Raw genomic sequence first — 24,507 nt, forward strand, 5'->3', positions numbered from 1 at the left:
GAAGACTTCGGTATGGCCGTGTTTTTGCGGGGCGGGGCGCCAACATTCGCCTACGCGCGGTAAGTTTCTGGCCATGCCACGTGGACGTCACCGCCATTCCCCGCCTTTGCACAGGCTGCTGCCTCCCTCGGCAATCGCAGGCGTCTCCCTCGTCTGCGCCCTCGGCCCCTGGGTGTTCACGGAGCCGATGGCGCTCCGCGGTCTGGCCGCGGCCGCCGCGGCGACGGCGATCCTCGGCGCGTACGTGATGCGCCGCTGGGACATCCAGGCCGGCAAACAGGTCGCCGACCTGGAACGCGCGCGTGTCAGTGACGAGTGGCGCTACGAGGAACGGGTCGCCGAGCTGGAGAGCGACCTCGACGAATCACGTGAGCTGCGCGTCAAGCTGGAGCAGCGCCTGCGCTCCAAGCGCACCGAACTGGCGGGCCTGCGCAACGAGCACGCCGCACTGCTGCGCCGCTACGCCACGGCCGAGACCGAGCGGGCCAGCGCCCTGGAGGGCCGCCGGCTGCTCGAGATAGAGGCGGCTCCCACGCCCGCGCTGCCCGCCGCGCGCGCGGCGCAGGACGAGGAGCCGGCCGGCGCGGTCGCCGCGCGGGAGGGCGGGGACGCGGAGGACGCCGAGGACACGGATGCCGTCGAGGCGGCGGCCGAAGCCCGGGAGACGGCCGAGGAGGCCGTGTCCGACGAGTCGGCCGACTCTGCCGGGTCCGACGACGCCGCCGAGCCGGTCGCGGAGACCGAGGAGGCTGCGGAGGCCGCGGAGGAGCCGCGTGCTTCGGCGGTCTTCTCTCCCGAGGGGTCCAAGCTGTTCCTGCGGGCCGAGGCGGCCCTGGCCCGGTTCGACACCGACGGCGTCAAGGCCTCGAAGATCGAGGACCATGCCGAGGAGGAGACCTCGCGGGCGACTTCCGCGGACGTCGGCGCCACAGCCGCCGGCGGCGACGCGGAGGCCGCGCAGGAGGACGAGGCGCAGGGGAAGCCCGAGGCGGTCGACGAGCACACGCGCGCGGCCGCCCCCCACACGACTGCCGAGGCCGACACGGTCTCGGAGAACCAGAGCAGCCCGGAGGACCGGCGCCCGGAGAGCCAGGACCTGGACGACCGAACTCCCGGCGCCGTGGACGCGGACGACGCGGAGGGGAACGCTCCGGAACCGGCGGTCTCAGAAGCTGTCGCGGTCGGCGAGCACGTGAACGACACGGAGACCGTGCGGCCCGCGCCGCCGGTGTACTCCGCTCCCACCGCGGCCCCCACCGCGGCCCCTGCCCCGGTGGCCGCCGCGGCCGGTGCGCTCGTCCCCCGCCCCGCCGGCGCCGTGCAGCGCCGCCCCTCCGGCCCCTCCGGCCACTTCGCCGTGCCGACCGCGGTGGCCGTCGTGCCGGCCGCGCAGCCCGTACGGCGTCCGACGGCCGAGGGAGGCTTCGACTTCTTCGGGACGAAGGGCGCGTCGGCGCCTCTCGCCCTGGAGGCCGTGCAGAACGAGGACCTGGCCGATGTCGTCGGCCAGGAGGCCCTCGCCCTGCACAAGGCCGAGTCCGAGGCGGAGTTCAAGCCGCTGGACGAGCGGGCGCGCGGTGTCGGTCAGGTGATCGACCTGACCGCCCACGACGAGACGGAGCACATCGACCTCCAGGGACTGCGCAGCGCCGTCTCCTGACGCCGTCTTTCTGACGCCGTGTTCTGGGATGCCTACGCCATCCACCGGTCGGGCCGGGCGTCCAGGCGCCCGGTCCGTGACCGTTCGGCCTGGCCGCGGAGCAGCTCCGCGGCCTCCTGTGCGTCCCGCAGCCGGGCTGTGACGGTCTTGTCGGCCCCCGTGTCCACATGGACGTCGGCGAGCCGCCAGAGGCGCTGCCAGGGCCCTTGCGTCAGTCGGACGCTCTGTACCTTGGCGTGCGGGACGAGCGCCAGGCTGCGGCGCAGCAGGCCGTGCCGGGTGGCGAACACGGCGTCGGTGACGGCGATTCCGTAGCCCCGCCACCACAGCGGCACACACCGACCGGCCCGCCGCGGCGGCCGCGACAGCGAGCTTTCGTCCGGGACGTTCACCCCGGGCAGCACGCGCGCGACGACTGCCTCCGCGGCCTCGCGCGGGGCCACCGGCACCAGTACGGAGTTGGCCGAGCCGGCCACGTCGAGCTCGACCCGGACCCACCCGCGCCGCCGCCACAGCAGCGGCTGGACGATCCGTACGGTCTGCACCCGGCCGGGCGGCACCGTCTCGTGCGTACGGTCCAGCAGTCCGTGGTCGATCCGCAGGCCGTCCGGCGACTCGCCGACCGTCCAGTCGTACTCGCCGACGAACCGTCCCACGCTGCTCGCGCCCGCCGCGCCGAGCAGCGGCACGCCGGTCGCGAGGACTGTCCACACGCTGTGGGTGGCCAGCCACAGGACCGGCGGCACGACGAGCGCGGCGACCAGCGCGCCCCAGGTCGCGCCCGTCAGGACCAGCGCGATCGCGAGCTCGCGGGCCGGTACGCGCAACAGCTCGCGCGCGGGCGCCTCACCCACCTCGTGCGCCGTCTCCGGCGCGAAACCCGCCGCCCGAGCGAGCAGCTCCGCCCGCAGCACCCGGGCCTCCTCCTCGCCCAGGAAGGCCAGTTCGTCCTTCTTCTCGGCGCCGACCACGTCGAGCCGGAGCTTGGCGACGCCCGCGATCCGCGCCAGCAGCGGCTGACTGACGTCGATCGCCTGGATGCGTTCCAGCCGGATGTGCGCGGCGCGCCGGAACAGCAGGCCGGTCCGGATGCGCAGTTCGCTGTCGGTCACCGAGAAATGGGTGAACCACCAGGTCAGAAAGCCGTAGAGGGAGGCGGCGGGGACGAGGACGGCGAGCGCGATCAGCAGGGTCGTGGTGGTCAGCCGGGTCAGCTGTTCCTGCGCCTGGTTGGGGTCGTGCACGGCCCAGCCGACGAGGACCGCGATCGGGGCCCACGCCCGCCGGAACGGTGTGACGGGGTGCAGCCGGCGCTCGGTGACGGGCCGTTCGGGGCGGGTGCCGGGCGGGTCCGGTGAGTCCGCGGTGTCCGCGATGTCTGTGGTGCTCTCGGTGCTCTCGGTGCTCTCGGTGTCCGCGGTGTCCGCGGTGTCCAGAGCATCCGGGGCGTCTGCTGCGGGGGGTGCGTCGGGTACGCCGTTCTCGACGCCCGGGGTCGTCACAGCCCCGCCGATCGGGCCTCGCCGAGTCGGGTGAGCCGGTCGCGCAGCCGCTCCGCCTCGGCCGGGTCCAGGCCCGGGATGGTCGCGTCGGTCGCGGCGGCCGCGGTGTGCAGCTGGACGCTGGCCAGCCCGAAGTGCCGTTCGACGGGCCCCGAGGTGACCTCGACGAGCTGCATGCGCCCGTACGGCACGACGGTCTCCTCGCGCCACAGCACGCCCCGGCTGATCAGCAGGTCGTCGGCCCGCTCGGCGTACCGCCAGGAGCGCCAGTTGCGCCCGAGCAGCACCCAGCCCCATCCGATGCCGGCCAGGGGCAGCAGCGCGAACGCGGCCCACGCGGGGCCGACGAGCAGCCCGAGCAGCAGCCCGGCGCCGACGGCCGTCAGCCCCAGCCACACCACCAGCAGCAGCCGCCGCATCCGCAGCAGTCCCGGCGGCAGTCCGATCCACACCGGTGCGGCCGCCGTCGTCCCCACGCCGTCCGGGCTCCCCGTTTCCATACCGTCAGCGTACGTAGGGGAACCCGTAGGGGAGACTGTGCCCATGACTCCCACGACGGAGACCACGGTCGGGATCGGCGGTGCCGCGGAGAGCACCGACATGGTGCTCAACATCGGTCCCCAGCATCCCTCCACGCACGGTGTGCTGCGGCTGCGGCTCGTCCTGGACGGTGAGCGCATCCGGCAGGCGGAGCCGGTGATCGGCTATATGCACCGCGGCGCGGAGAAACTCTTCGAGGCACGCGACTACCGCCAGATCGTCATGCTGGCCAACCGCCACGACTGGCTGTCGGCGTTCTCGAACGAGCTGGGCGTGGTCCTCGCGGTGGAGCGGATGCTCGGCATGGAGGTCCCCCCGCGCGCGGTGTGGACGCGCACCCTGCTCGCCGAGCTGAACCGGGTGCTGAACCACCTGATGTTCCTGGGGTCCTACCCCCTGGAGCTGGGCGGCATCACCCCGGTCTTCTACGCCTTCCGTGAGCGCGAAGTGCTTCAGAACGTGATGGAGGAGGTCTCCGGCGGGCGCATGCACTACATGTTCAACCGCGTCGGCGGCCTCAAGGAGGACCTGCCGGCCGGATGGGCAACGCGCGCGCGTGGCGCCGTCGCCGCCGTGCGCTCGCGCATGGACGTCTTCGACGACCTGGTGCTCGGCAACGAGATCTTCCGGGGGCGCACGCGGGACGTGGGAACGCTCGCGCCGGAGCACGTGCACGCGTACGGCGTGAGCGGGCCGATCGCGCGCGCCTCGGGTGTCGACCTCGACCTGCGCCGGGACGAGCCCTATCTCGCCTACGGGGAGCTGCGGGACACCCTCAGGGTGGTGACCCGGACCGAGGGCGACTGCCTCGCGCGCTTCGAGTGCCTCCTGGAGCAGACGCACAACGCGCTCGACCTCGCGGACGCGTGCCTGGACCGTCTCGCGGAGCTGCCGCCCGGTCCGATCAACCAGCGGCTCCCGAAGGTCCTCAAGGCGCCCGAGGGGCACACGTACGCGTGGACCGAGAACCCCCTCGGCATCAACGGCTACTACCTCGTCAGCAAGGGCGAGAAGACCCCGTACCGGCTGAAGCTCCGCTCGGCCTCGTTCAACAACATCCAGGCGCTCACCGAACTGCTGCCGGGCACGCTGGTCTCGGACATGGTGGCGATCCTGGGGTCGATGTTCTTCGTGGTGGGAGACATCGACAAGTAGGCCGGGCGACGGACGGGCAGGCCGCGGGCGGTCAGCCGGTCCCGGGTTCCGGGTCGAGCGGGTGAGGAATCCCGACCGGCTGGAGCAGCCATCCGAAGTCGCCCAGTCCACCCGGCGCGGTGAGCTCGGCGGCCTCTCCGGCGCTCGCGAGGGCGCGCACGTACGCGGCGGGATTCGTGGACGCCAGCGCCAGCGGGGGGCGTGCGCCGGTGATGCCCAGGGCGCGCAGTGCGGCGCGCTGTGTGAGCAGGCGCGCGCCGGCGAGTGCCCGCGCCGCGCCCTTCCCCGCCGTCGCTCCTGCCGTGGACCCCGCCCGCGCGCACGCGTCCAGCGCGACATGGGCCGTGATGTCGCAGGAACCGTCCGGCACGGGCACCGTCTCGCGCCCCTCCCGGAAGCCGGTGAGCGTTCCGAACGGGGGGCGCGCGTCCGCCGTGTGCGCGTAGTCCACCGCCACCGCGAGCCCGCCCTCGACGCAGGAGACGGCGGACGCCCACGCCGTGTCCCGGGGCAGCCCGATCTCCGCCCGCAGGCCCTCCTCGGCCGCCGTCGGCCACCAGCGCGCGAGCCACTCCGCCTCCACGCCGGACACCCGCTCCCCGAGCCGCTCGGCCCCGGTGTCCCGGACGAGCACGAGTCGAGCCACGCCCGCGGAGTCGACCTCCGCGACCTCGACGGGCACGTTGTCCAGCCACTCGTTGGCGAACAGCAGCCCGGTGACCTGCCGTGGGGGCTCTGGCAGCCACTCGATCCGGTGAGCGAGGCCCACCGGCCGGTCGGCGACCTCGACGGCGCACGCGCGCGTGCGCGCCGCCACCTCGGCGGGGAGCGCGGCCAGCACCGCGGTGACCAGTTCGCCCCGCCCGGCGGCCATGTCGACGAAGTCGAGCGACGAGGGCCGGCCGAGCGCCTCGTCGACCCGGCACAGCAGCCGGGCCACGGCCCCGGCGAACAGCGGCGACGCGTGCACGGACGTACGGAAGTGCCCGGCCGGGCCCTCGGAACGCCGGTAGAAGCCGCCCGTTCCGTCCGAGCCGTACAGTGCCGCCTGCGTCGCCGCCCGCCAGCCGCGCCACTCGCCCGGGCCGGTCACCTTGTCCACCACCCGGTCAGACTAGGCGTACAGGTGATCACGGCATCCACCTTGCGGAGTACGCGCGCCCGGACCGGATCGGCCCTCCGGTTGACCCCTGCACGCACCGGGCTTCCCTACGCTGGGTCACGTGCAGCGCCTCTATGACTTCCTCCGCAGACACCCGACAGGGGTGGACGCCTTCTGGGCCCTCGTCCTGTTCGGGATCTCCGCGGCTGCCGGAACCGCCGGTCAGGACCGCGGCGGCACCGACTCCATGGCGCTACTGGTGCCGGTCGTGTTCCTGTTGTGCCTGGTCATCGCGTTGCGTCGGCGCATGCCCGAGCAGATGCTCGTGCTCGCCGTGGCACTGGGACTGGCTCAGCTGGTGCTGAACGTCGGGGTCACGGCGGCCGACTTCGCCCTGCTGGTGATCGTCTACACCGTCGCCGCGACCGGCGCCCGCTGGGCCTCCCGGCTCGCACTGGTCATGGCGCTGAGCGCGGCGACCCTGGCGCAGCTGCGCTGGCCGCACGAGAACGCGAGCGTGCCGGGCCAGGTCGCGGTCATCGTCTTCCAGACGGTGCCGTTCGCCCTCGCCTGGGTGCTGGGCGACTCCATTCGCACCCGTCGCGCGTACTTCGCTCAGCTGGAGGAGCGCGCGGCCCGCCTGGAGAAGGAGCGCGAGGCGCAGGCGAAGGTCGCGGTCGCCGCAGAGCGCGCCCGTATCGCGCGGGAGCTGCACGACGTCGTCGCGCACAACGTGTCGGTGATGGTGGTGCAGGCCGACGGCGCCGCCTATGTCCTCGACGCCGCGCCCGACCAGGCGAAGAAGGCCCTGGAGACGATCTCGTCCACGGGCCGCCAGGCCCTCGCCGAGATGCGCCGTCTGCTGGGCGTGCTGCGCACCGGCGAGCACGAGGAGGGCGGCGAGTACGTGCCGCAGCCCGACGTCGAACAGATCGAGGACCTCGTCGAGCAGTGCCGCGGCTCGGGCCTGCCCGTGGACTTCAAGGTCGAGGGCACGCCTCGGCCGTTGCCGAGCGGCGTCGAGCTGACGGCGTACCGCATCGTGCAGGAGGCGCTGACGAACACGCGCAAGCACGGGGGGCCCAACACGGGCGCGAGCGTGCGCCTGGTCTACTTCGACGACGGCCTCGGCCTGCTCGTCGAGGACGACGGCAAGGGCGCCCCGCACGAGCTGTACGAGGAGGGCGGCGCCGACGGCGCGGGTCACGGCCTGATCGGCATGCGCGAGCGGGTCGGCATGGTGGGCGGCACCCTGGACGCCGGCCCGCGGCCCGGCGGAGGATTCCGCATCAGCGCCCTGCTCCCGCTCAAACCCGCGCATTGACGCCGACGCACGCCCCTGGTGACACCTGTCACGCCCCCTCGGTGCCAACCGCACCAGCTGACGCAACAGAAGAAACAGAAGAAACGGAAGAGGACTCGATGACGATCCGCGTGATGCTCGTCGACGACCAGGTGCTGCTGCGCACCGGGTTCCGGATGGTGCTCGCCGCCCAGCCGGACATGGAGGTCGTGGCGGAGGCGGGCGACGGCGTCGAGGCCCTCCAGGTGGTGCGTTCCACGGCGGTCGACGTCGTGCTCATGGACGTCCGCATGCCGAAGCTGGACGGCGTGGAGGCCACCCGGCGCATCTGCGCCGAGTCCGAGCCGCCGAAGGTGCTGATCCTGACCACCTTCGACCTGGACGAGTACGCGTTCTCCGGGCTGAAGGCGGGCGCCTCCGGCTTCATGCTCAAGGACGTGCCGCCGGGCGAGCTCCTCGCCGCCATCCGCTCCGTGCACAGCGGTGACGCGGTGGTCGCCCCGTCCACCACCCGCCGTCTCCTCGACCGGTTCGCGCCGATGCTGCCCACCACCGGCAAGGAGCCCCGCCACAAGGAGCTGGAGCGGCTCACGGAGCGGGAGCGCGAGGTGATGGTGCTGGTCGCGCAGGGGCTGTCCAACGGGGAGATCGCGGCCCGGCTGGTGCTGTCCGAGGCGACCGTGAAGACCCATGTGGGCCGCATCCTGACCAAGCTGGGGCTGCGCGACCGGGTCCAGGTGGTGGTCCTCGCGTATGAGACGGGGATCGTCCGGGCCGGCGGTCACGGCTGACCCGCACGGACTCACGCGGCTGCGGCGGGGCGCACCTCGTTCGGGCACGGCAGCGGGGCGGACAGCCGAGGGCTAGCGGAGCATCCCTTCCAGGAAGTCGCTGCCCAGCCGGGCCACCACCGTCACGTCGAGCTGGTGCAGCACATAGCGGCCGCGTCGACGGGTGGTGAGCAGGCCCGCCTTCCTCAGGACGGCGAGGTGCCGGGATATCTCGGGGGCCGTCATGCCGTGCACCTGGGCCAGCTCGGTCGTGGTGTAGGCGCTGCGGGCCAGCAGGCGGCAGATCCGCATCCGGACGGGGTGGGACAGCGCCGTCATCCGCAGCGTCAGCTGCTCCACCGAGGGCGGCGAGGCCAGTTCCGGCGAGCCGACCGGGTAGTGCAGCACCGGCTGCCAGTCGTACCGGTGCAGCACCATCAGGTGCGGCCAGCCGAGACTCGTCGGCACCAGCAGCAGGCCGCCGTCCCCGGTGGCGCTGCGGCCCTGGGTCAGCTTGTCCACGGTGATCCGCGCGGCGTCCATGTCGAGCGTCACCGCCGAGGACACCGCGGCGAGGGCTTCCGCCAGACCCTTGTGGCGCAGGAGATCCGTCTTGTAGCGGGCGTCCGTGGCGAGCGGAAGGCGCACCCGGGCCCAGACATCGGCGAAGAACGCCTCGTCGCAGTCCTCCAGGAACTGCCTGAGCCAGGCACGCACGCGGGGCGGGTCGTCGAGCAGCCGCTGAGTGAACCGCACCTGCCGCGGCCCGCGTGTGGCGGCCAGCTCGAAGGCGCGCCGACGCAGCTTCGGGTCGGCGAGCACGCTGGGGCTCGGCACGTCGTACCCGGGCGCGCAGGTGAACTCCAGGGCGGAGTCCACGAACTGCTCGTCCGTCAGCTTGTCCAGGAGGTCGAGCTCCTCGGCGAGCGAGGCCCCGGGGAGCGTGCTTCTGCCCGGGATGCCCGCGTACGGCAGGAAGATGTCCGAGAACGTCGTCCTCCACAGGAAGTCGGCCTCGCACATCCGGTCCGCCAGATGCGAGTCGAGCCCTGCGGTCACACCGGTGACCCAGCCCTGAAGACCGGGGTGGTGCGCCGGCTCGGACAGCGCGTGCAACGCCATGCCGAGCTCGGCCAGGGGTGAGGGCACGACCGCGACCCTCTCCGGCCGCAGCCCCGCGATGTCGATGCTCACGCTCATGACCTCATGGTGCACCCCGCCACTGACAACGCGGTCCTCGATTGACAGCCGCCGTCAATCGACGCGACGCCGGGCGTCGGCCGGGCGCAGCCTGAAGAGGCCGGGGCGGTCGCGGAGGCGGTTCGTGCGGGCCGCCCCGCCCGCCGGCGGCTGCGGCAGGCCCTGGCCCGTCGGCTGCGCCCGCGGCCTACCTGCTGACCACCTCGGCCACCCGGCCCACGAAGTCCACGACCGCCGCCCGCACGTCGTCCGCCGTCCACGTCAGTCCGGCGGCGCTGACGGTGACCTCGGTGTACGACAGCCCCGGCCCGCCGCGGCTCCAGGCGCCGGCGAAGAGCATCGCCTTCGTCTGCTCGGCCTGGAGCGCCGCCGCTTCGGCGAGTACCTCGCCCTCGTACGGCAGCCAGACCTGGAACTCGTGGGTGTGCGGCACCTCGGGGTGCACGCGTGCCCACGGCCCGCCCGCTTCGGCGAACCCCTGGCGCAGCGCCGCGGCCACCACGCGCGCGTGGACCACGTACTCCGGCAGCCGGGGCAGTTCCCGCTCCAGGCCGACGAGTGCGGCCAGGGCGGTGGGGAACTGCTGGAAGACCATCCCGCCGTAGCGGTGCCGCCACGTCTTCGCCTCCTCCACCAGCGTCCTCGGGCCGGCGAGCGCGGCGCCGCCGAAGCCGTCGAGGGACTTGTAGAACGACACGTAGACGCTGTCGGCCAGGTCCGCTATCTCCCGCAGGGGGCGGCCGAAGTGGTGGGTCGTCTCCCACAGGCGCGCCCCGTCGAAGTGCACCACCGCGTCGCGCTCGCGTGCCGCCTCCACGACCTCGGTCAGCTCCTGCCAGGAGGGCAGCACATAACCGGCGTCCCTGAGAGGCAGTTCCAGCATCAGCGCTCCGAAGGGTTCCTCGAAGGCGCGCACCTCCTCGGCCGTGGGCAGCCGCGGCTCGCGCGTCAGCCGGACCGTGCGCAGTTCGCTGACGGCGGTGAAGGCGCCCCGCTCCCACACCTCGGGATGACTCAGCGCGTGCAGCGCGACCGTGGGGTTGCCGGTGCGTCCCGCCCAGCAGCGCAGGGCGACCTGCTGGGCCATCGTGCCGGTCGGGAAGAACGCCGCGGCCTCCGTGCCCAGCAGCCCGGCGACCCGCTCCTCCAGCGCCGCCACGACCCCGTCGCCGTAGAGGTCCGCGGGCTCGTCCAGGTCGTGGACCTGCGGCGCGGCCTCGTGCAGCAGCGCGAGCCGGTCCCGCAGCGTGCCCCGGGCGCCGTCGCGCGACAGGACGCGTTCCGCCGTCCGGTAGGCGGCCGCCCGCCGCTCCCGCAGGCGCTGCTGCGCCGACTTCTCCTCGCCGTGTTCCGCCGTGTTCGTCATGCCCCGGATGATGCCGTGCGGCGGCCCGCGGGGCCACGGACGTTTCCGGCCCCCGCCCGTCCCCGGGGCCGCAGGTCGGGAACGGGTGGGATAACCCACAGCCTGTGGACAACCGGACGCTCCCCGGACGGATAGCGTTAACATGACGAGAAATCGTCCGGTACCCGGAGCGGACTGGAACGGAAGGCCTCCGTCGCGTGAGTACAGCCCAACAGCCAGACCCCAGGGACCGCCCGGCGCGGCTCGCCGTCGGCGTCGTCGGCGCCGGCCGGGTGGGCCCAGCCCTGGCCGCGTCCCTCCAGCTCGCCGGGCACCGCCCGGTCGCCGTCTCCGGTGTCTCCGACGCCTCCAGGCGGCGGGCCGCGCTGCTGCTGCCCGACGTGCCCCTGGTCCCGCCCGCCGAGGTCCTCCAGCGCGCCGACCTGGTGCTGCTGACCGTCCCCGACGACGCCCTGCCCGGGCTCGTGGAGGGCCTCGCCGAGACCGGTGCCGTACGGCCCGGCCAGCTGATCGTGCACACCTCGGGGCGGTACGGCGCGAAGGTCCTCGACCCGGTCCTGCGCGTGGGCGGGCTGCCGCTGGCCCTGCACCCGGCGATGACCTTCACGGGCAGCCCCGTCGACGTCCAGCGCCTGGCGGGCTGTTCCTTCGGCGTCACCGCGCCCGACGAGCTGCGGCTGGCCGCCGAGGCCCTGGTGATCGAGATGGGCGGCGAGCCGGAGTGGATCGCCGAGGAGAGCCGGCCGCTCTACCACGCGGCCCTCGCCCTGGGCGCGAATCACCTGGTCACGCTGGTCGCCCAGTCCATGGAACTGCTGCGAGCGGCCGGCGTCGAGGCCCCCGACCGGATGCTCGGCCCGCTGCTCGGCGCCGCCCTCGACAACGCGCTGCGCTCCGGCGACGGCGCGCTCACCGGCCCTGTGGCGCGCGGAGACGCGGGCACGGTCGCCGCGCACGTCGCCGAGCTGCGCGAGCACGCCCCGCAGACCGTGGCCGGCTACCTGGCGATGGCCCGCGCGACCGCCGACCGCGCGCTCGCCCACGGGCTCCTCAAGCCCGAACTCGCCGAGGACCTCCTCGGGGTGCTCGCCGACGAAGCCCACGGCACCCCCAAAAACCCCGGGGCCCCCGGCACGCACGGCACCGAAGGAGATGCCGGATGACCACCACCCTGCTGCGCACCGCCGCCGAACTGCACGCACGCACGCGTGGCGGCCGCCGGGCCGTCGTGATGACCATGGGCGCCCTGCACGAGGGCCACGCCACCCTCGTCCGCACCGCCCGGGAACTCGCCGGGCCGGACGGCGAGGTCGTCGTCACGGTCTTCGTCAACCCGCTCCAGTTCGGCCAGGGCGAGGATCTCGACCGCTACCCGCGCACCCTGGACGCCGATCTCAAGCTCGCCGAGCAGGCCGGCGCGGACGTCGTGTTCGCCCCGTCCGTGGACGAGGTCTACCCGGGCGGCGAGCCCCAGGTCCGCATCACCGCGGGCCCCATGGGCGAGCGTCTCGAGGGCAGCTCCCGCCCCGGCCACTTCGACGGCATGCTCACCGTCGTCGCCAAGCTGCTGCACCTCACCCGGCCCGACACGGCCCTCTTCGGACAGAAGGACGCCCAGCAGCTCGCCCTGATCCGCCGCATGACACGGGACCTGAACTTCGGCGTGGACATCGTCGCCGTGCCCACCGTGCGCGAGGAGGACGGGCTGGCCCTGTCCAGCCGCAACCGCTATCTGTCCGCCGAGGGCCGGCGCACCGCACTGGCGCTCTCCCAGGCACTGTTCGCGGGCCGCGACCGGCACGCCGCACAGGAGGCGCTGCGGGCACGCGCGCGTCAGGTGCCCGCCACACGCGCGCGCGCCGAGGCGCTCAGCGCCATAGGGGAGTCCCGCGCGGCGGCCGACGCGCACGCCGTCGCCAAGGCCGCCCCCGGCAACCCGGCGGCCATCCGCGCGGCGGCCCGCCTGGTCCTCGACGAGGCCGCCCGGCTGCACCCGCCGCTGGAACTGGACTACCTCGCGCTGGTCGATCCGTCGGACTTCACGGAGATCACCGAGCTCGGGGACGACTTCACCGGCGAGGCCGTCCTCGCCGTCGCCGCCAGGGTCGGCACGACCCGGCTGATCGACAACCTTCCCCTCACCTTCGGAGCCGCCTCGTGACCAGCACAGGCATACGACTGCACGCGCCCGAGCCCGGGTGGAGCATCGCCGCGGACGTGGTGGTCGTGGGTTCCGGCGTCGCCGGCCTGACCGCGGCCCTGCGCTGTGAGGCCGCCGGCCTGACCACGGTCGTCGTCACCAAGGCCCGGCTCGACGACGGCTCCACCCGCTGGGCGCAGGGCGGTATAGCCGCGGCCCTGGGCGAGGGCGACACGCCCGAACAGCACCTGGACGACACGCTGGTGGCCGGCGTGGGCCTGTGCGACGAGGACGCCGTACGGATCCTCGTCACGGAGGGCCCCGACGCCGTGCACCGGCTGATCGAGACCGGCGCCCACTTCGACGAGTCCGAGGGCGGCGGCCTGGAGCTGACCCGCGAGGGCGGCCACCACCGACGCCGTATCGCGCACGCGGGCGGCGACGCGACCGGCGCGGAGATCTCCCGGGCGCTCGTCGAGGCGGTACGCGCGCGTGGCCTGCGCACGATCGAGAACGCGCTCGTGCTGGACCTGCTGACGGACGCCGACGGCCGTACCGCCGGCGTCACCCTGCACGTCATGGGCGAGGGCCAGCACGACGGCGTGGGCGCCGTGCACGCCCCCGCGGTCGTCCTCGCGACCGGCGGCATGGGCCAGGTGTTCTCCGCCACCACCAACCCGTCGGTGTCCACCGGCGACGGCGTGGCGCTCGCCCTGCGCGCGGGCGCGGAGGTCTCCGACCTGGAGTTCGTCCAGTTCCACCCGACCGTGCTGTTCCTCGGCGCGGACGCCGAGGGCCAGCAGCCCCTCGTCTCCGAGGCCGTACGCGGCGAGGGCGCCCACCTGGTCGACGCGAACGGCGTGCGCTTCATGGTCGGGCAGCACGAGCTGGCCGAACTGGCGCCGCGGGACATCGTCGCCAAGGGCATCATGCGCCGCATGCAGGAGCAGGACGCCGAGCACATGTTCCTCGACGCCCGCCACTTCGGCGCCGACATGTGGGAGCACCGCTTCCCGACGATCCTGGCCGCCTGCCGGGTCCACGGCATCGACCCGGTCACCGAGCCCGTCCCGGTCGCCCCGGCGGCCCACTACGCCTCCGGGGGCGTGCGCACCGACTCCCGCGGCCGGACGACCGTGCCGGGCCTGTACGCGTGCGGCGAGGTCGCCTGCACCGGCGTGCACGGCGCGAACCGGCTCGCGTCGAACTCGCTCCTGGAAGGCCTCGTCTACGCCGAGCGCATCGTCACCGACATCGTGGAGAGCCGGACGGACGACGGCCTGCACGCGCGGGTGCCCGCGCCGGTCGAGCACCCGGAGAAGCCGGCGCACCCGCTCCTCGCCCCGGAGGCCCGGTTCGCCATCCAGCGGATCATGACCGACGGCGCGGGCGTCCTGCGCTCCGCCGAGTCCCTGGAGAAGGCGGCCGGCCAGCTCGTGCGGCTGCACGCCGAGGCCCGCGACGCCCTCGACGAGAACGGCAAGACGGCCGAGCCCGGCGTCGACACCTGGGAGGCCACGAACCTCCTGTGCGTGGCGCGGGTCCTGGTCGCCGCCGCCCGGCAGCGCGAGGAGACCCGCGGCTGCCACTGGCGCGAGGACCACGCCGACCGCGACGACGCGAACTGGCGCCGGCACATCGTCGTACGGCTGAATCCGGACCGCACGCTCGCCGTACACACCACCGATACCGCAGACTTCCCCCCGACCCGGCAGCACCCCCAGGAGCAGTGACAGACGTGAGCACCCCCGACCTTCCCCTCGCCCAGAGCGGCGGCTGCGGCGACGGCTGTGCCTGTGGCGCCGACGCAGACACGGACTTCGCCGGCGAGGGATACGCCGAATACGCGGAGTGCGGGCTCGACCCCGCGCTCGCCCAGCTGCTTTCCGACGCCGGACTCGACCCCGTCGAGGTCGAGGACATCGCCAACGTCGCCATCCAGGAGGACCTGGCCCACGGCGTCGACGTGACCACCGTCGCGACCATCCCCGAGGAGGCGGTCGCCACCGCCGACTTCACCGCGCGCGAGGCGGGCGTGGTGGCGGGCCTCAGGATCGCCGAGGCGGTCGTCTCGGTCGTCTGCACGGACGAGTTCGAGGTCGAGCGGCACGTGGAGGACGGCGACCGCGTGGAGGCCGGCCAGAAGCTGCTGTCCGTCACCACGCGCACGCGTGACCTCCTCACCGCCGAGCGCAGCGCGCTCAACCTGCTGTGCAGGCTCTCCGGCATCGCCACCGCCACGCGCGCGTGGGCGGACGTCCTGGAGGGCACCAAGGCGCGTGTGCGGGACACCCGCAAGACGACACCGGGCCTGCGCTCCCTGGAGAAGTTCGCCGTCCGCTGCGGCGGAGGCGTCAACCACCGCATGTCCCTGTCCGACGCGGCGCTGGTCAAGGACAACCACGTGGTCGCCGCGGGGGGCGTCGCCCAGGCCTTCGAGGCCGTGCGGGAGACGTTCCCGGACGTCCCGATCGAGGTCGAGGTCGACACCCTGCACCAGCTGCGGGAGGTGGTCGCCGCCGGCGCCGACCTGATCCTGCTGGACAACTTCACGCCCGGGGAGTGCGCGGAGGCCGTCGGCGTCGTCGGCGGGCGCGCGCTGCTGGAGGCGTCGGGCCGGCTGACCCTCGTCAACGCCAAGGCGTACGCCGACACCGGCGTCGACTTCCTCGCCGTCGGTGCCCTGACGCACTCCTCGCCGATCCTGGACATCGGTCTGGATCTGCGAGCGGCTGAGTAGGGAACGGGGACCGGCCATGCTGCTGACGATCGACGTGGGCAACACGCACACCGTGCTCGGCCTGTTCGACGGTGAGGACATCGTCGAGCACTGGCGGATCTCCACCGACGCCCGCCGGACCGCGGACGAACTGGCCGTGCTCCTGCAGGGCCTGATGGGGACGCACCCGCTGCTCGGAGAGGAACTGGGCGACGGCATCGACGGGATCGCGATCTGCGCGACCGTGCCCTCCGTGCTGCACGAACTGCGCGAGGTGACCCGGCGCTACTACGGCGACGTGCCCGCCGTGCTGGTCGAACCCGGCGTGAAGACGGGGGTGCCGATCCTCTTCGACAACCCCAAGGAGGTCGGCGCCGACCGCATCATCAACGCGGTCGCGGCGAACGAGCTCTACGGCGGCCCGGCGATCGTCGTCGACTTCGGTACGGCGACGACGTTCGACGCGGTCAGTGCGCGCGGGGAGTACGTCGGCGGCGTCATCGCCCCCGGCATCGAGATCTCCGTCGAGGCGCTGGGCGTCAAGGCCGCACAGCTGCGCAAGATCGAGGTGGCCCGGCCCCGGAGCGTGATCGGCAAGAACACGGTCGAGGCGATGCAGTCGGGGATCGTCTACGGGTTCGCAGGCCAGGTCGACGGCGTGGTGACCCGGATGGCCCGCGAGCTGGCGGACGACCCGGACGAGGTCACGGTGATCGCGACGGGCGGGCTGGCGCCGACGGTGCTCGGCGAGTCCTCCGTGATCGACGAGCACGAGCCGTGGCTGACCCTGATCGGGCTGCGCCTGGTGTACGAGCGGAACGTGTCCCGCATGTGAGCGGACGGGTGGGGGCGGGTGACCCGGGAGGCAGGGCCACCAGGGCGGATTGCGGGCGCGCCACACCCGTCCCCTATGTCGAATTTGTCTGATTAGCGCGTATCGTCGCGGCATGCCCACGCCCTACGGATCCCGCGGCGGCATGGCGTTCGGCACGGAGGAGCTGCGAGTGCTCCGCCGCGCCCTCGCCCTCGCCCTCCACCCCGGCCCCGTCTCCGCCGAGGACATCCAGGACTGTCATCGCCTCGCCGAATCCCTCGACGAGGCGATGCACGAGGCCGCCCGACTGCGGGCCTTCCTGGTGGCCGACCTCGCCCGGTACCGCGCTGCCCTCCCCGGCACGGCCGCCGGCTACCTCACGCTCCTCGAGGAGGTACTGCCCACCGGATACCGGCCCGAGCCGGACGACCTCGCCGCCCTCCGCGCCCTGCGCGGCAACCCCACGGCCGCCGCCCTCCTGGGCCGCTGTCAGACGCTCGCCGAACGGGACGTACGCGCCCGTCTGGCCCGCCGGGCGGCTCACAGGGTCCCGGAGGCCGCCCCCACCGTCCCGGCGTCCCGTACCCGGCTCCTGGCCCTTCCCGGGGGCCTCTGCGGGGACGGCCGCGCCCGCCCGTCCGTCGCCGCCGGTGATCCGGGCGGGCGACCGGGCGAGGAGCCGCGCAGGAGACCCGCCGGGAAGCCCGCCACGCCCGCCCCCGGTCCGGTTCCCGCCGAGCCCGCCCGGGAGCCCGCCCGGCGGCCCGTTCCCACGCCGGGCGAGGTCTTCCCGCGCCGCAGACCGACCCCGCCGCCCGCCAATCCGGAGCAGCAGCGGCTGGTGGCAGGCTGATCCGGGCGACCCCGCCCCGATGTCCCGTTCCGCCCTGGCTACCCTGTTTCCATGGACTACGTCTCCGCGCTCGTGCCTCCCGTCGTCATGGCCGTGTTCTTCATCGGTGTGATCAGGGTGATCGTGAAGACCCAGGGCGGAGCCAACAAGGCCAAGGAGGACGCGGCCGTCGACGCCGTCCTCGCGCGCGCGGACGGCGCCCAGGCCTCCGCGAGCTCCGACGCCTGACCGACCCGCGACGCTCCCGCACCACCGCCCAGGGCGTGCGGCTCTTTTCGGAGCCGCACGCCCTTTTTGTTCCCGTTTGCCGATGAAAGCGCACGTCCGGCACGCGATTGGCGAGATCTCCCACTATTGTTCTGAGCTGTGCCTCGCCCATTGGGAGAACTCGAAGACTCGGTCATGACGCGGGTGTGGAAGTGGAACCGCCCGGTGACCGTTCGAGAAGTCCTGGAAGACCTTCAGCGGGAACGGTCCATCGCCTACACCACGGTGATGACCGTTTTGGACAATCTCCATCAGAAGGGCTGGGTGCGGCGTGAAGCCGAAGGCCGCGCCTATCGATATGAGGCGGTCTCGACCCGGGCCGCCTACGCGGCTGCCCTGATGAACGACGCCTGGGCGCAGAGCGACAACCCCGCCGCCGCTCTCGTCGCCTTCTTCGGGATGATGAGCGAGGAACAGCGCCACGCGCTCCGCGACGCCGTACGCATGGTCCAGGGCCCGGAAACTGCCCAACCCGCAACTGCGGGGAGTGCGGGGAGTCCGGAGAGTGCGGGGAGTCCGGAGAGTACCGGGAGTACCGGTGAGAACCCCGGCTCGGCGACGGAGGCCGACGGGCGATAGCGTCCGCACATGTCAGCAGAGAGTCCCTCGGCCGAGAACCCCGAAGTCACCGCTAAAGCCATCACCGTCCGCCGGGCCCGGACCGGCGATGTCTCCGCCGTACGCCGTCTCCTTGACGCCCACGTCCGCGGCGGCATCCTGCTCGACAAAGCGACGGTGACACTTTACGAGGACATCCAGGAGTTCTGGGTCGCCGAACGCGACGACAACGCCGAGGTGGTCGGCTGCGGGGCCCTGCACGTGATGTGGGAAGACCTGGCGGAAGTCCGCACTCTCGCGGTGAAGCCCGGCCTGAGGGGCGCGGGCATCGGTCACCAGTTGTTGGAGAAGTTGCTCCACACCGCGCGCTGGCTCGGCGTTCGACGAGTTTTCTGCCTGACCTTCGAAGTCGACTTCTTCGGCAAGCACGGCTTCGTGGAGATCGGTGAGACGCCGGTCGACACCGATGTCTACGCGGAGCTGCTGCGTTCCTATGACGAGGGCGTCGCGGAGTTCCTCGGACTCGAACGAGTGAAACCGAACACCTTGGGCAACAGTCGGATGCTTCTGCATCTGTGATCGTCGACGTTCATTCACACCGATCCGCCTTGCCCGGGTTCCCTATGTCCGAAACGCGCACGTTTCCGGGCGAGGGGCGGGCTGCGGGCCCCCGCCGGGGGTTTGTGTTTTCCCAGCAAAAGCGGTTTGCTTTCCGACGTACTGCTGTACTGCATATATCAGGGCGCGGCTAAACGGCGTACGCCGCGGATCCCCGGCCCTCACGTTTTCGATGAAAGGAAATCCGGTGGCACAGAAGGTTCAGGTCCTTCTTGTCGACGACCTCGACGGCGGCGAGGCGGACGAGACCGTGACGTTCGCGTTGGACGGCAAGACCTACGAGATCGATCTCACGACTACCAATGCGGACAAGCTCCGTGGACTTCTCGAGCCCTACGTGAAGGGTGGCCGTCGCACCGGAGGCCGTGCCGCGGGCGGGCGTGGAAAGGCGCGTGCCGCCACCGGTGGCAGCCAGGACACGGCCCAGATCCGCGCGTGGGCCAAGGAAAACGGTCACGAGGTCAATGACCGCGGCCGCGTTCCGGCGTCCATTCGTGAGGCCTACGAGAAGGCCAACGGCTGAGCGCTCGCGCGCCGCAGCCGGACACGGTGACAGTGCGTCGCCAGCGTGTCCACCAGCCGTACGAGATCGGGGGCGCCCCCAACGCCCCCCAGTGCCGACATCGTCGGCAGCGAGGCCTCGGCCTCGCGCCCTGCCACGGGGGGCCGCAGCCAGACGGCGGCCCCCTGCACCGCCCCGGGACGGTGCGGACCCGCATCGCGGTCCCGGCTCCCGCCGGGGGGCGGCAGCGGAGCCTCGATGAGTTCGCCCGCGCCGATCGCCGTCAGATCCAGTGGCAGCGCGCCCCACTCCAGCCACCGAAGGATCCCCGGCACCTCCTCCGCGCCGCCCGCCGCCACCAGCAGCCGCATCCGGTCGCCCCGCACGGCCACCGGCGAGCCCGGCGCCAGTCGCCGCAGCGCGGCGAGGCCCGCCTCGGCCGGCACGTCCAGCACGTCGAAGCGCTCGCCCACCAAAAGTCGTACCGGCTCTCCGGGCACCGTCGGCCAGTCCAGTTCGTTCTCGTACCAGCCGCGGATCCGGTCGGCCGGATCATCCGGGTCGAGCGGGCGTCGCGGGAGGGGGACCGTGAGGATCGCGGCGGCGGCCGAGCAGGCAGCCGGTGGGACTGAGCCAACCATGCCAAGTCCAACCGCCGAAAAGGTCCGCGGGTTACGCTGGGTGTTTGAACGGATGCGCCCTGTGTCGACAAACGGGGCGCGTGGGGGTGTCGGGAGGCGCAAGGTTGTTCGCCCGTAGCGGAGGGGACCGGTGCGCACGGCATGGACTGTCGGTTGCAGCGGGTAAGACATCCCTAGTGGGAGGGGGCGACACGCAGGAAAGGCCGTCTCACGTTCGCCATCGGCGTACTGGCGACTGGGGTATCTGCCTGGCCTGCGGGAACATCGTCTCGCACCATCGGGTTGGAGCAGATGTCGGCGTTCGGGGTCAGGAGGCCATCGACGGTGTCGGCAGTTGGAATGAGCGGTCCCCGCTTGCGGGACTAAGCTGCGGAAGGACAGGGAGGGGAAGTTCCCCCCACTGCCTGACCGCTCTGAGGAGCGATTAACGATGTTCGAGAGGTTCACCGACCGCGCGCGGCGGGTTGTCGTCCTGGCTCAGGAAGAAGCCCGGATGCTCAACCACAACTACATCGGCACCGAGCACATCCTCCTGGGCCTGATCCACGAGGGTGAGGGTGTCGCCGCCAAGGCCCTTGAGAGCCTCGGGATTTCGCTCGAGGCGGTCCGCCAGCAGGTGGAGGAGATCATCGGCCAGGGCCAGCAGGCCCCGTCCGGGCACATCCCCTTCACCCCCCGTGCCAAGAAGGTCCTGGAGCTGTCGCTCCGCGAGGCCCTTCAGCTGGGACACAACTACATCGGCACGGAGCACATCCTGCTCGGCCTGATCCGCGAGGGCGAGGGCGTCGCCGCCCAGGTCCTCGTCAAGCTGGGCGCAGATCTCAACCGGGTGCGGCAGCAGGTCATCCAGCTGCTCTCCGGTTACCAGGGCAAGGAGACCGCCGGCGCCAGTGGTGGCCCTGCCGAGGGCACGCCCTCGACGTCCCTGGTCCTCGACCAGTTCGGCCGGAACCTCACCCAGGCCGCTCGTGAGTCCAAGCTCGACCCGGTCATCGGGCGCGAGAAGGAGATCGAGCGGGTCATGCAGGTGCTGTCCCGCCGTACCAAGAACAACCCGGTCCTGATCGGTGAGCCCGGCGTCGGCAAGACCGCCGTCGTCGAAGGTCTCGCCCAGGCCATCGTCAAGGGCGAGGTGCCCGAGACCCTCAAGGACAAGCACCTCTACACCCTGGACCTCGGCGCCCTGGTCGCCGGTTCCCGCTACCGCGGTGACTTCGAGGAGCGCCTGAAGAAGGTCCTCAAGGAGATCCGCACCCGCGGCGACATCATCCTGTTCATCGACGAGCTGCACACGCTGGTCGGTGCGGGTGCCGCCGAGGGCGCCATCGACGCCGCTTCGATCCTGAAGCCGATGCTGGCCCGCGGTGAGCTCCAGACCATCGGTGCGACCACGCTGGACGAGTACCGCAAGCACCTGGAGAAGGACGCGGCCCTCGAGCGCCGCTTCCAGCCCATCCAGGTCGCGGAGCCGTCCCTGCCGCACACGATCGAGATCCTCAAGGGTCTGCGCGACCGGTACGAGGCGCACCACCGTGTCTCGATCACCGACGAGGCGCTGGTCCAGGCCGCCACCCTGGCCGACCGGTACATCTCGGACCGCTTCCTGCCGGACAAGGCGATCGACCTGATCGACGAGGCCGGTTCCCGGATGCGTATCCGCCGGATGACCGCGCCGCCGGACCTGCGCGAGTTCGACGAGAAGATCGCCGGCGTCCGCCGCGACAAGGAGTCCGCGATCGACTCGCAGGACTTCGAGAAGGCCGCCTCCCTCCGCGACAAGGAGAAGCAGCTCCTGGCCGCCAAGGCCAAGCGGGAGAAGGAGTGGAAGGCCGGCGACATGGACGTCGTCGCAGAGGTCGACGGCGAGCTGATCGCCGAGGTCCTCGCGACCGCCACCGGCATCCCGGTCTTCAAGCTGACCGAGGAGGAGTCGAGCCGCCTGCTGCGCATGGAGGACGAGCTCCACAAGCGGGTCATCGGCCAGATCGACGCCGTCAAGGCGCTGTCGAAGGCGATCCGTCGTACGCGTGCGGGCCTCAAGGACCCGAAGCGTCCCGGTGGTTCGTTCATCTTCGCCGGTCCGTCCGGTGTCGGTAAGACCGAGCTGTCCAAGGCGCTCGCCGAGTTCCTCTTCGGTGACGAGGACGCGCTGATCTCCCTCGACATGTCGGAGTTCAGCGAGAAGCACACGGTGTCGCGGCTCTTCGGTTCGCCCCCCGGATACGTGGGCTACGAAGAGGGCGGCCAGCTGACCGAGAAGGTCCGTCGCAAGCCGTTCTCCGTCGTCCTCTTCGACGAGGTCGAGAAGGCCCACCCGGACATCTTCAACTCGCTGCTCCAGATCCTGGAGGACGGTCGCCTGACCGACTCCCAGGGCCGGGTCGTGGACTTCAAGAACACGGTCATCATCATGACGACCAACCTCGGCACCCGGGACATTTCCAAGGGCTTCAACCTGGGCTTCGCGGCCTCGGGCGACAAGAAGTCGAACTACGAGCGCATGAAGAACAAGGTCTCGGACGAGCTCAAGCAGCACTTCCGCCCCGAGTTCCTCAACCGTGTCGACGACGTGGTCGTCTTCCCGCAGCTGACGCAGGAGGACATCCTGCAGATCGTCGACCTGATGATCGGCAAGGTCGACGAGCGCCTCAAGGACCGGGACATGGGCCTCGAGCTCTCCCAGGCCGCGAAGGAGCTGCTGGCGAAGAAGGGCTACGACCCGGTGCTGGGTGCGCGCCCGCTGCGTCGCACCATCCAGCGCGAGATCGAGGACACGCTCTCGGAGAAGATCCTCTTCGGCGAGCTGCGCCCCGGTCACATCGTGGTCGTGGACACCGAGGGCGAGGGTGAGACCAAGACCTTCACCTTCCGCGGCGAGGAGAAGTCGGCTCTGCCGGACGTCCCGCCGATCGAGCAGGCGGCCGGCGGCGCCGGACCGAACCTGAGCAAGGACGCCTGACCCTGCGGGGACTGAGCGAAGAGAGGGGCCGGTGCTTCACAGCACCGGCCCCTTTCGCATGCGTTCCGCAGGCCCCGCACGGCCATGTGGGGACCTACGACAGCTGGCCGTCGTAGTCCGGCAGCTTGTACGTCGTCTCGGCGTGGCCGCCCGAGAGGTCGGTGGCGCTGTTGCCGATGTTCGCGATGATCGTGTAGCCCTTGGACTCGATGTCGACGCGCTGGGCGGTCTTGTAGGTGGCGACGTCCTTGAAGAGGTCCAGGAAGCCGCGTACGTAGAGGCCGGAGACCTTGTAGCCGACGTACTTGAGGTTGTAGTCGGTCACCCCGGAGATGATGCCCGGGCGGGCGGTGACGAAGAACAGCGAGACGCCGTGCTCCTGGGCGTACCTGGCCACGTCGAGGACCGGCTTGTTGGCCGGCTGGGGGTAGCTGAAGCCGAAGTCGGTCTCCAGGGTGGTGTTGTCGATGTCGAAGACGATCGCCTGCTTCTCGCCCGGCTTGGTGGCGGCGATGCGCTGCTTCAGCGTCGGCAGGGCCTGGTTCACCACGGCCTGGCAGTCCTGCTGCCAGGTGGCGTAGTCGACGTCCTCAGCGGCTGCGGCTGCGGTGGAGACGGTGGAGGTGCCGGTGGCCGTCGCGGCCTGGGCGCCGACCGGTACGGCCATCGCCGTGACGGCTGCCGTCGCCACGGTGGTCATGGCGATACGCCGCGTCCAGCTGCCTCTGGTCATGTGTGGGGTCCTCTCGCGTCCTTGCGCTACCGGTGTCGTGAGCATGCTGATCGCTGGGAGTGGCCTGGGGGGAACCAGCGGGTTACTGGACGGTAGAGGCCGATGAGAGCCCGGTCACAGACCCGTGCATACGAACGTGAGCGGGGTCACAAGTGCCTTACGGGGTAGGGGAGTAGCCGCCGTCACATTCCGAAGTCCCTTGCAGGGGGCGGCCGGTGACATGGAGCACAGGCGTTTCGGACCCTACTAGGCCGGTTAGTCGTAACCTAAATCGGACTAAAACGGACTTATGGCCCAGAGGTCTCGATCGCCTCTCAGGCCTCCCGTGTGGGCGGGTGTCGAGTGTGTCCGGAAAGGGGCTTCTGTCAAGAAGTGGGAAGTTTTGGGGTGAAGTACTAGGTTACGTCGTAGATCACACGTTTGGGGGTCTGTGCGCCCCGGGGTTACCAAGAGATGGCCACTTCGGCGGAGGTTCACGCCGGGTGGTTTCCTCTGTCCCCGTCCCCATGAGGTCTTCGATGTTCCAGCGCGTCACGTTCCGTTCTTCCCGTACGTCCCAGCTCCGCACTCGCGTGGTCGTCGGCGCCGCCGCCCTGGGCGCCTCGGTCGTGCTGGGTACCGGAGTGGCGTCCGCCGCCGCGCCTGCCGCCGCGCCCGCCGCGGCGAAGACGGCCGCCTCGGCCGCTTCCTGGATCGACCCGGTGAAGAAGTACACCCTGTCCGCCGGCTACGCCCAGGCCGGCGCGATGTGGCAGTCCACCCACAGCGGTCAGGACTTCGCCGTGCCGACGGGCACCAAGGTCATGGCCGCGCACGGCGGCACCGTGGTCAAGGCCGGTGGCAATGGCGCCGGTGACGGCCCCGCCTACGGCAACGCCATCGTGATCAAGCACTCCAACGGCGTCTACTCGCAGTACGCCCACCTCTCGAGCATCCACGTGAAGGTCGGCCAGGTCGTCAAGACGGGCCAGAAGATCGCCCTGTCCGGCAGCACCGGCAACTCCAGCGGTCCCCACCTGCACTTCGAGATCCGTACGACCGCCAACTACGGCTCGGCGATCAACCCGGTCACCTTCCTGCACGGCAAGGGCGTGAAGGTCTGACG

At 71.8% G+C, this 24,507-nt stretch carries 23 protein-coding genes; 16 read left to right on the forward strand and 7 right to left on the reverse strand.

The genetic code is table 11. The features are described from left to right. The first annotated feature begins 73 nt into the window (after positions 1-73). Entirely contained in the window at positions 74-1,660 is a 1,587-nt protein-coding gene (locus tag ACFWBD_RS31780) for a hypothetical protein (protein ID WP_385674361.1), read from the forward strand. A gap of 32 nt (positions 1,661-1,692) precedes the next feature. Here the strand turns inward: ACFWBD_RS31780 and ACFWBD_RS31785 are convergent, their stop codons facing one another. Both ACFWBD_RS31785 and ACFWBD_RS31790 read right to left on the reverse strand, forming a co-directional pair. Further along, a complete protein-coding gene (locus tag ACFWBD_RS31785) occupies positions 1,693-3,036 on the reverse strand; it encodes a PH domain-containing protein (protein WP_385674495.1) in 1,344 nt (447 codons plus the stop codon). Between the two features lie 122 nt (positions 3,037-3,158). After that, complete coding sequence (locus tag ACFWBD_RS31790; protein ID WP_385674364.1) at positions 3,159-3,662, reverse strand: PH domain-containing protein; 504 nt, start codon at positions 3,660-3,662, stop codon at positions 3,159-3,161. 43 nt (positions 3,663-3,705) lie between these two features. Between ACFWBD_RS31790 and ACFWBD_RS31795 the strand changes: the two genes are divergently transcribed. Beyond that, positions 3,706-4,857, forward strand: coding sequence for an NADH-quinone oxidoreductase subunit D (locus tag ACFWBD_RS31795; RefSeq protein ID WP_385674367.1), 1,152 nt, complete (start codon positions 3,706-3,708; stop codon positions 4,855-4,857). 31 nt (positions 4,858-4,888) lie between these two features. Here ACFWBD_RS31795 and ACFWBD_RS31800 read toward each other — a convergent pair whose 3' ends face one another. Beyond that, the gene (locus ACFWBD_RS31800) at positions 4,889-5,962 is read right to left on the reverse strand and encodes an SAM-dependent methyltransferase (protein WP_385674370.1); all 1,074 of its coding nucleotides are present in this window, start codon (positions 5,960-5,962) and stop codon (positions 4,889-4,891) included. Positions 5,963-6,080: 118 nt separating this feature from the next. Between ACFWBD_RS31800 and ACFWBD_RS31805 the strand changes: the two genes are divergently transcribed. Continuing rightward, positions 6,081-7,283 (forward strand): histidine kinase, encoded by a 1,203-nt coding sequence (locus tag ACFWBD_RS31805; RefSeq protein WP_385674373.1) that lies wholly within the window; start codon positions 6,081-6,083, stop codon positions 7,281-7,283. 98 nt (positions 7,284-7,381) lie between these two features. Beyond that, on the forward strand, positions 7,382-8,053 hold the full coding sequence (locus tag ACFWBD_RS31810; protein ID WP_385674376.1) for a response regulator: 672 nt from the start codon (positions 7,382-7,384) through the stop codon (positions 8,051-8,053). 72 nt (positions 8,054-8,125) lie between these two features. Here the strand turns inward: ACFWBD_RS31810 and ACFWBD_RS31815 are convergent, their stop codons facing one another. Further along, the gene (locus ACFWBD_RS31815) at positions 8,126-9,232 is read right to left on the reverse strand and encodes a DUF5937 family protein (RefSeq protein WP_385674379.1); all 1,107 of its coding nucleotides are present in this window, start codon (positions 9,230-9,232) and stop codon (positions 8,126-8,128) included. A gap of 187 nt (positions 9,233-9,419) precedes the next feature. Next, positions 9,420-10,598: a threonine aldolase family protein gene (locus ACFWBD_RS31820; protein WP_385674382.1), complete on the reverse strand. Its 1,179-nt coding sequence runs from the start codon at positions 10,596-10,598 to the stop codon at positions 9,420-9,422. A 197-nt stretch (positions 10,599-10,795) separates the two neighbouring features. Here ACFWBD_RS31820 and ACFWBD_RS31825 point away from each other — a divergent pair, with 197 nt between their 5' ends. The 10 genes from ACFWBD_RS31825 to ACFWBD_RS31870 all read left to right on the forward strand — a co-directional run bounded on the left by ACFWBD_RS31825 (position 10,796) and on the right by ACFWBD_RS31870 (position 19,090). Continuing rightward, on the forward strand, positions 10,796-11,761 hold the full coding sequence (locus tag ACFWBD_RS31825; RefSeq protein ID WP_385674385.1) for a Rossmann-like and DUF2520 domain-containing protein: 966 nt from the start codon (positions 10,796-10,798) through the stop codon (positions 11,759-11,761). After that, on the forward strand, positions 11,758-12,759 hold the full coding sequence (gene panC / locus ACFWBD_RS31830) for a pantoate--beta-alanine ligase (RefSeq protein ID WP_385674388.1): 1,002 nt from the start codon (positions 11,758-11,760) through the stop codon (positions 12,757-12,759). The genes ACFWBD_RS31825 and panC overlap by 4 nt, the downstream gene beginning before the upstream one ends. Next, positions 12,756-14,471 (forward strand): L-aspartate oxidase, encoded by a 1,716-nt coding sequence (locus ACFWBD_RS31835; protein WP_385674391.1) that lies wholly within the window; start codon positions 12,756-12,758, stop codon positions 14,469-14,471. The genes panC and ACFWBD_RS31835 overlap by 4 nt, the downstream gene beginning before the upstream one ends. A gap of 5 nt (positions 14,472-14,476) precedes the next feature. After that, the gene (gene nadC / locus ACFWBD_RS31840; protein ID WP_385674394.1) at positions 14,477-15,478 is read left to right on the forward strand and encodes a carboxylating nicotinate-nucleotide diphosphorylase; all 1,002 of its coding nucleotides are present in this window, start codon (positions 14,477-14,479) and stop codon (positions 15,476-15,478) included. Positions 15,479-15,494: 16 nt separating this feature from the next. Continuing rightward, positions 15,495-16,292, forward strand: a complete 798-nt coding sequence (locus tag ACFWBD_RS31845; RefSeq protein ID WP_020132481.1) for a type III pantothenate kinase — start codon at positions 15,495-15,497, stop codon at positions 16,290-16,292. 142 nt (positions 16,293-16,434) lie between these two features. Further along, positions 16,435-17,124 (forward strand): hypothetical protein, encoded by a 690-nt coding sequence (locus tag ACFWBD_RS31850; protein ID WP_385674498.1) that lies wholly within the window; start codon positions 16,435-16,437, stop codon positions 17,122-17,124. 51 nt (positions 17,125-17,175) lie between these two features. Next, positions 17,176-17,352: a hypothetical protein gene (locus tag ACFWBD_RS31855; protein ID WP_385674397.1), complete on the forward strand. Its 177-nt coding sequence runs from the start codon at positions 17,176-17,178 to the stop codon at positions 17,350-17,352. Positions 17,353-17,526: 174 nt separating this feature from the next. Next, on the forward strand, positions 17,527-17,970 hold the full coding sequence (locus ACFWBD_RS31860) for a BlaI/MecI/CopY family transcriptional regulator (RefSeq protein WP_385674400.1): 444 nt from the start codon (positions 17,527-17,529) through the stop codon (positions 17,968-17,970). 9 nt (positions 17,971-17,979) lie between these two features. Then, the gene (locus tag ACFWBD_RS31865) at positions 17,980-18,528 is read left to right on the forward strand and encodes an amino-acid N-acetyltransferase (protein ID WP_385674403.1); all 549 of its coding nucleotides are present in this window, start codon (positions 17,980-17,982) and stop codon (positions 18,526-18,528) included. A gap of 226 nt (positions 18,529-18,754) precedes the next feature. Further along, positions 18,755-19,090: an Lsr2 family protein gene (locus tag ACFWBD_RS31870; RefSeq protein ID WP_351764850.1), complete on the forward strand. Its 336-nt coding sequence runs from the start codon at positions 18,755-18,757 to the stop codon at positions 19,088-19,090. On the opposite strand, the gene ACFWBD_RS31875 is transcribed toward ACFWBD_RS31870, so the two are convergent. After that, complete coding sequence (locus ACFWBD_RS31875) at positions 19,069-19,710, reverse strand: SCO3374 family protein (protein ID WP_385674406.1); 642 nt, start codon at positions 19,708-19,710, stop codon at positions 19,069-19,071. The two genes, ACFWBD_RS31870 and ACFWBD_RS31875, sit on opposite strands and share 22 nt — an antisense overlap. Before the next feature lie 430 nt (positions 19,711-20,140). Here ACFWBD_RS31875 and ACFWBD_RS31880 point away from each other — a divergent pair, with 430 nt between their 5' ends. Next, complete coding sequence (locus ACFWBD_RS31880; protein ID WP_385674409.1) at positions 20,141-22,669, forward strand: ATP-dependent Clp protease ATP-binding subunit; 2,529 nt, start codon at positions 20,141-20,143, stop codon at positions 22,667-22,669. A gap of 94 nt (positions 22,670-22,763) precedes the next feature. On the opposite strand, the gene ACFWBD_RS31885 is transcribed toward ACFWBD_RS31880, so the two are convergent. Next, the gene (locus ACFWBD_RS31885) at positions 22,764-23,402 is read right to left on the reverse strand and encodes an HAD family acid phosphatase (RefSeq protein WP_385674412.1); all 639 of its coding nucleotides are present in this window, start codon (positions 23,400-23,402) and stop codon (positions 22,764-22,766) included. A gap of 518 nt (positions 23,403-23,920) precedes the next feature. Here ACFWBD_RS31885 and ACFWBD_RS31890 point away from each other — a divergent pair. Continuing rightward, a complete protein-coding gene (locus ACFWBD_RS31890; RefSeq protein ID WP_385674414.1) occupies positions 23,921-24,505 on the forward strand; it encodes a M23 family metallopeptidase in 585 nt (194 codons plus the stop codon). The last annotated feature ends 2 nt before the right edge of the window (positions 24,506-24,507 follow it).

This window comes from Streptomyces sp. NPDC060002 (assembly GCF_042737245.1).
Classification (GTDB): Bacteria; Actinomycetota; Actinomycetes; order Streptomycetales; family Streptomycetaceae; genus Streptomyces.

What these genes read in the sequence shown, in the direction of transcription:
- ACFWBD_RS31865 (WP_385674403.1), top strand. Translation starts at nt 17,980, where the DNA reads ATGTCAGCAGAGAGTCCCTCGGCCGAGAACCCCGAAGTCACCGCTAAA.
- ACFWBD_RS31845 (WP_020132481.1), top strand. Translation starts at nt 15,495, where the DNA reads ATGCTGCTGACGATCGACGTGGGCAACACGCACACCGTGCTCGGCCTG.
- panC (WP_385674388.1), top strand. Translation starts at nt 11,758, where the DNA reads ATGACCACCACCCTGCTGCGCACCGCCGCCGAACTGCACGCACGCACG.
- ACFWBD_RS31885 (WP_385674412.1), bottom strand. Translation starts at nt 23,402, where the DNA reads ATGACCAGAGGCAGCTGGACGCGGCGTATCGCCATGACCACCGTGGCG.
- ACFWBD_RS31890 (WP_385674414.1), top strand. Translation starts at nt 23,921, where the DNA reads ATGTTCCAGCGCGTCACGTTCCGTTCTTCCCGTACGTCCCAGCTCCGC.
- ACFWBD_RS31855 (WP_385674397.1), top strand. Translation starts at nt 17,176, where the DNA reads ATGGACTACGTCTCCGCGCTCGTGCCTCCCGTCGTCATGGCCGTGTTC.
- ACFWBD_RS31875 (WP_385674406.1), bottom strand. Translation starts at nt 19,710, where the DNA reads ATGGTTGGCTCAGTCCCACCGGCTGCCTGCTCGGCCGCCGCCGCGATC.
- ACFWBD_RS31810 (WP_385674376.1), top strand. Translation starts at nt 7,382, where the DNA reads ATGACGATCCGCGTGATGCTCGTCGACGACCAGGTGCTGCTGCGCACC.
- ACFWBD_RS31880 (WP_385674409.1), top strand. Translation starts at nt 20,141, where the DNA reads ATGTTCGAGAGGTTCACCGACCGCGCGCGGCGGGTTGTCGTCCTGGCT.
- ACFWBD_RS31850 (WP_385674498.1), top strand. Translation starts at nt 16,435, where the DNA reads ATGGCGTTCGGCACGGAGGAGCTGCGAGTGCTCCGCCGCGCCCTCGCC.
- ACFWBD_RS31820 (WP_385674382.1), bottom strand. Translation starts at nt 10,598, where the DNA reads ATGACGAACACGGCGGAACACGGCGAGGAGAAGTCGGCGCAGCAGCGC.
- ACFWBD_RS31815 (WP_385674379.1), bottom strand. Translation starts at nt 9,232, where the DNA reads ATGAGCGTGAGCATCGACATCGCGGGGCTGCGGCCGGAGAGGGTCGCG.
- ACFWBD_RS31790 (WP_385674364.1), bottom strand. Translation starts at nt 3,662, where the DNA reads ATGGAAACGGGGAGCCCGGACGGCGTGGGGACGACGGCGGCCGCACCG.
- ACFWBD_RS31860 (WP_385674400.1), top strand. Translation starts at nt 17,527, where the DNA reads ATGACGCGGGTGTGGAAGTGGAACCGCCCGGTGACCGTTCGAGAAGTC.
- ACFWBD_RS31795 (WP_385674367.1), top strand. Translation starts at nt 3,706, where the DNA reads ATGACTCCCACGACGGAGACCACGGTCGGGATCGGCGGTGCCGCGGAG.
- ACFWBD_RS31780 (WP_385674361.1), top strand. Translation starts at nt 74, where the DNA reads ATGCCACGTGGACGTCACCGCCATTCCCCGCCTTTGCACAGGCTGCTG.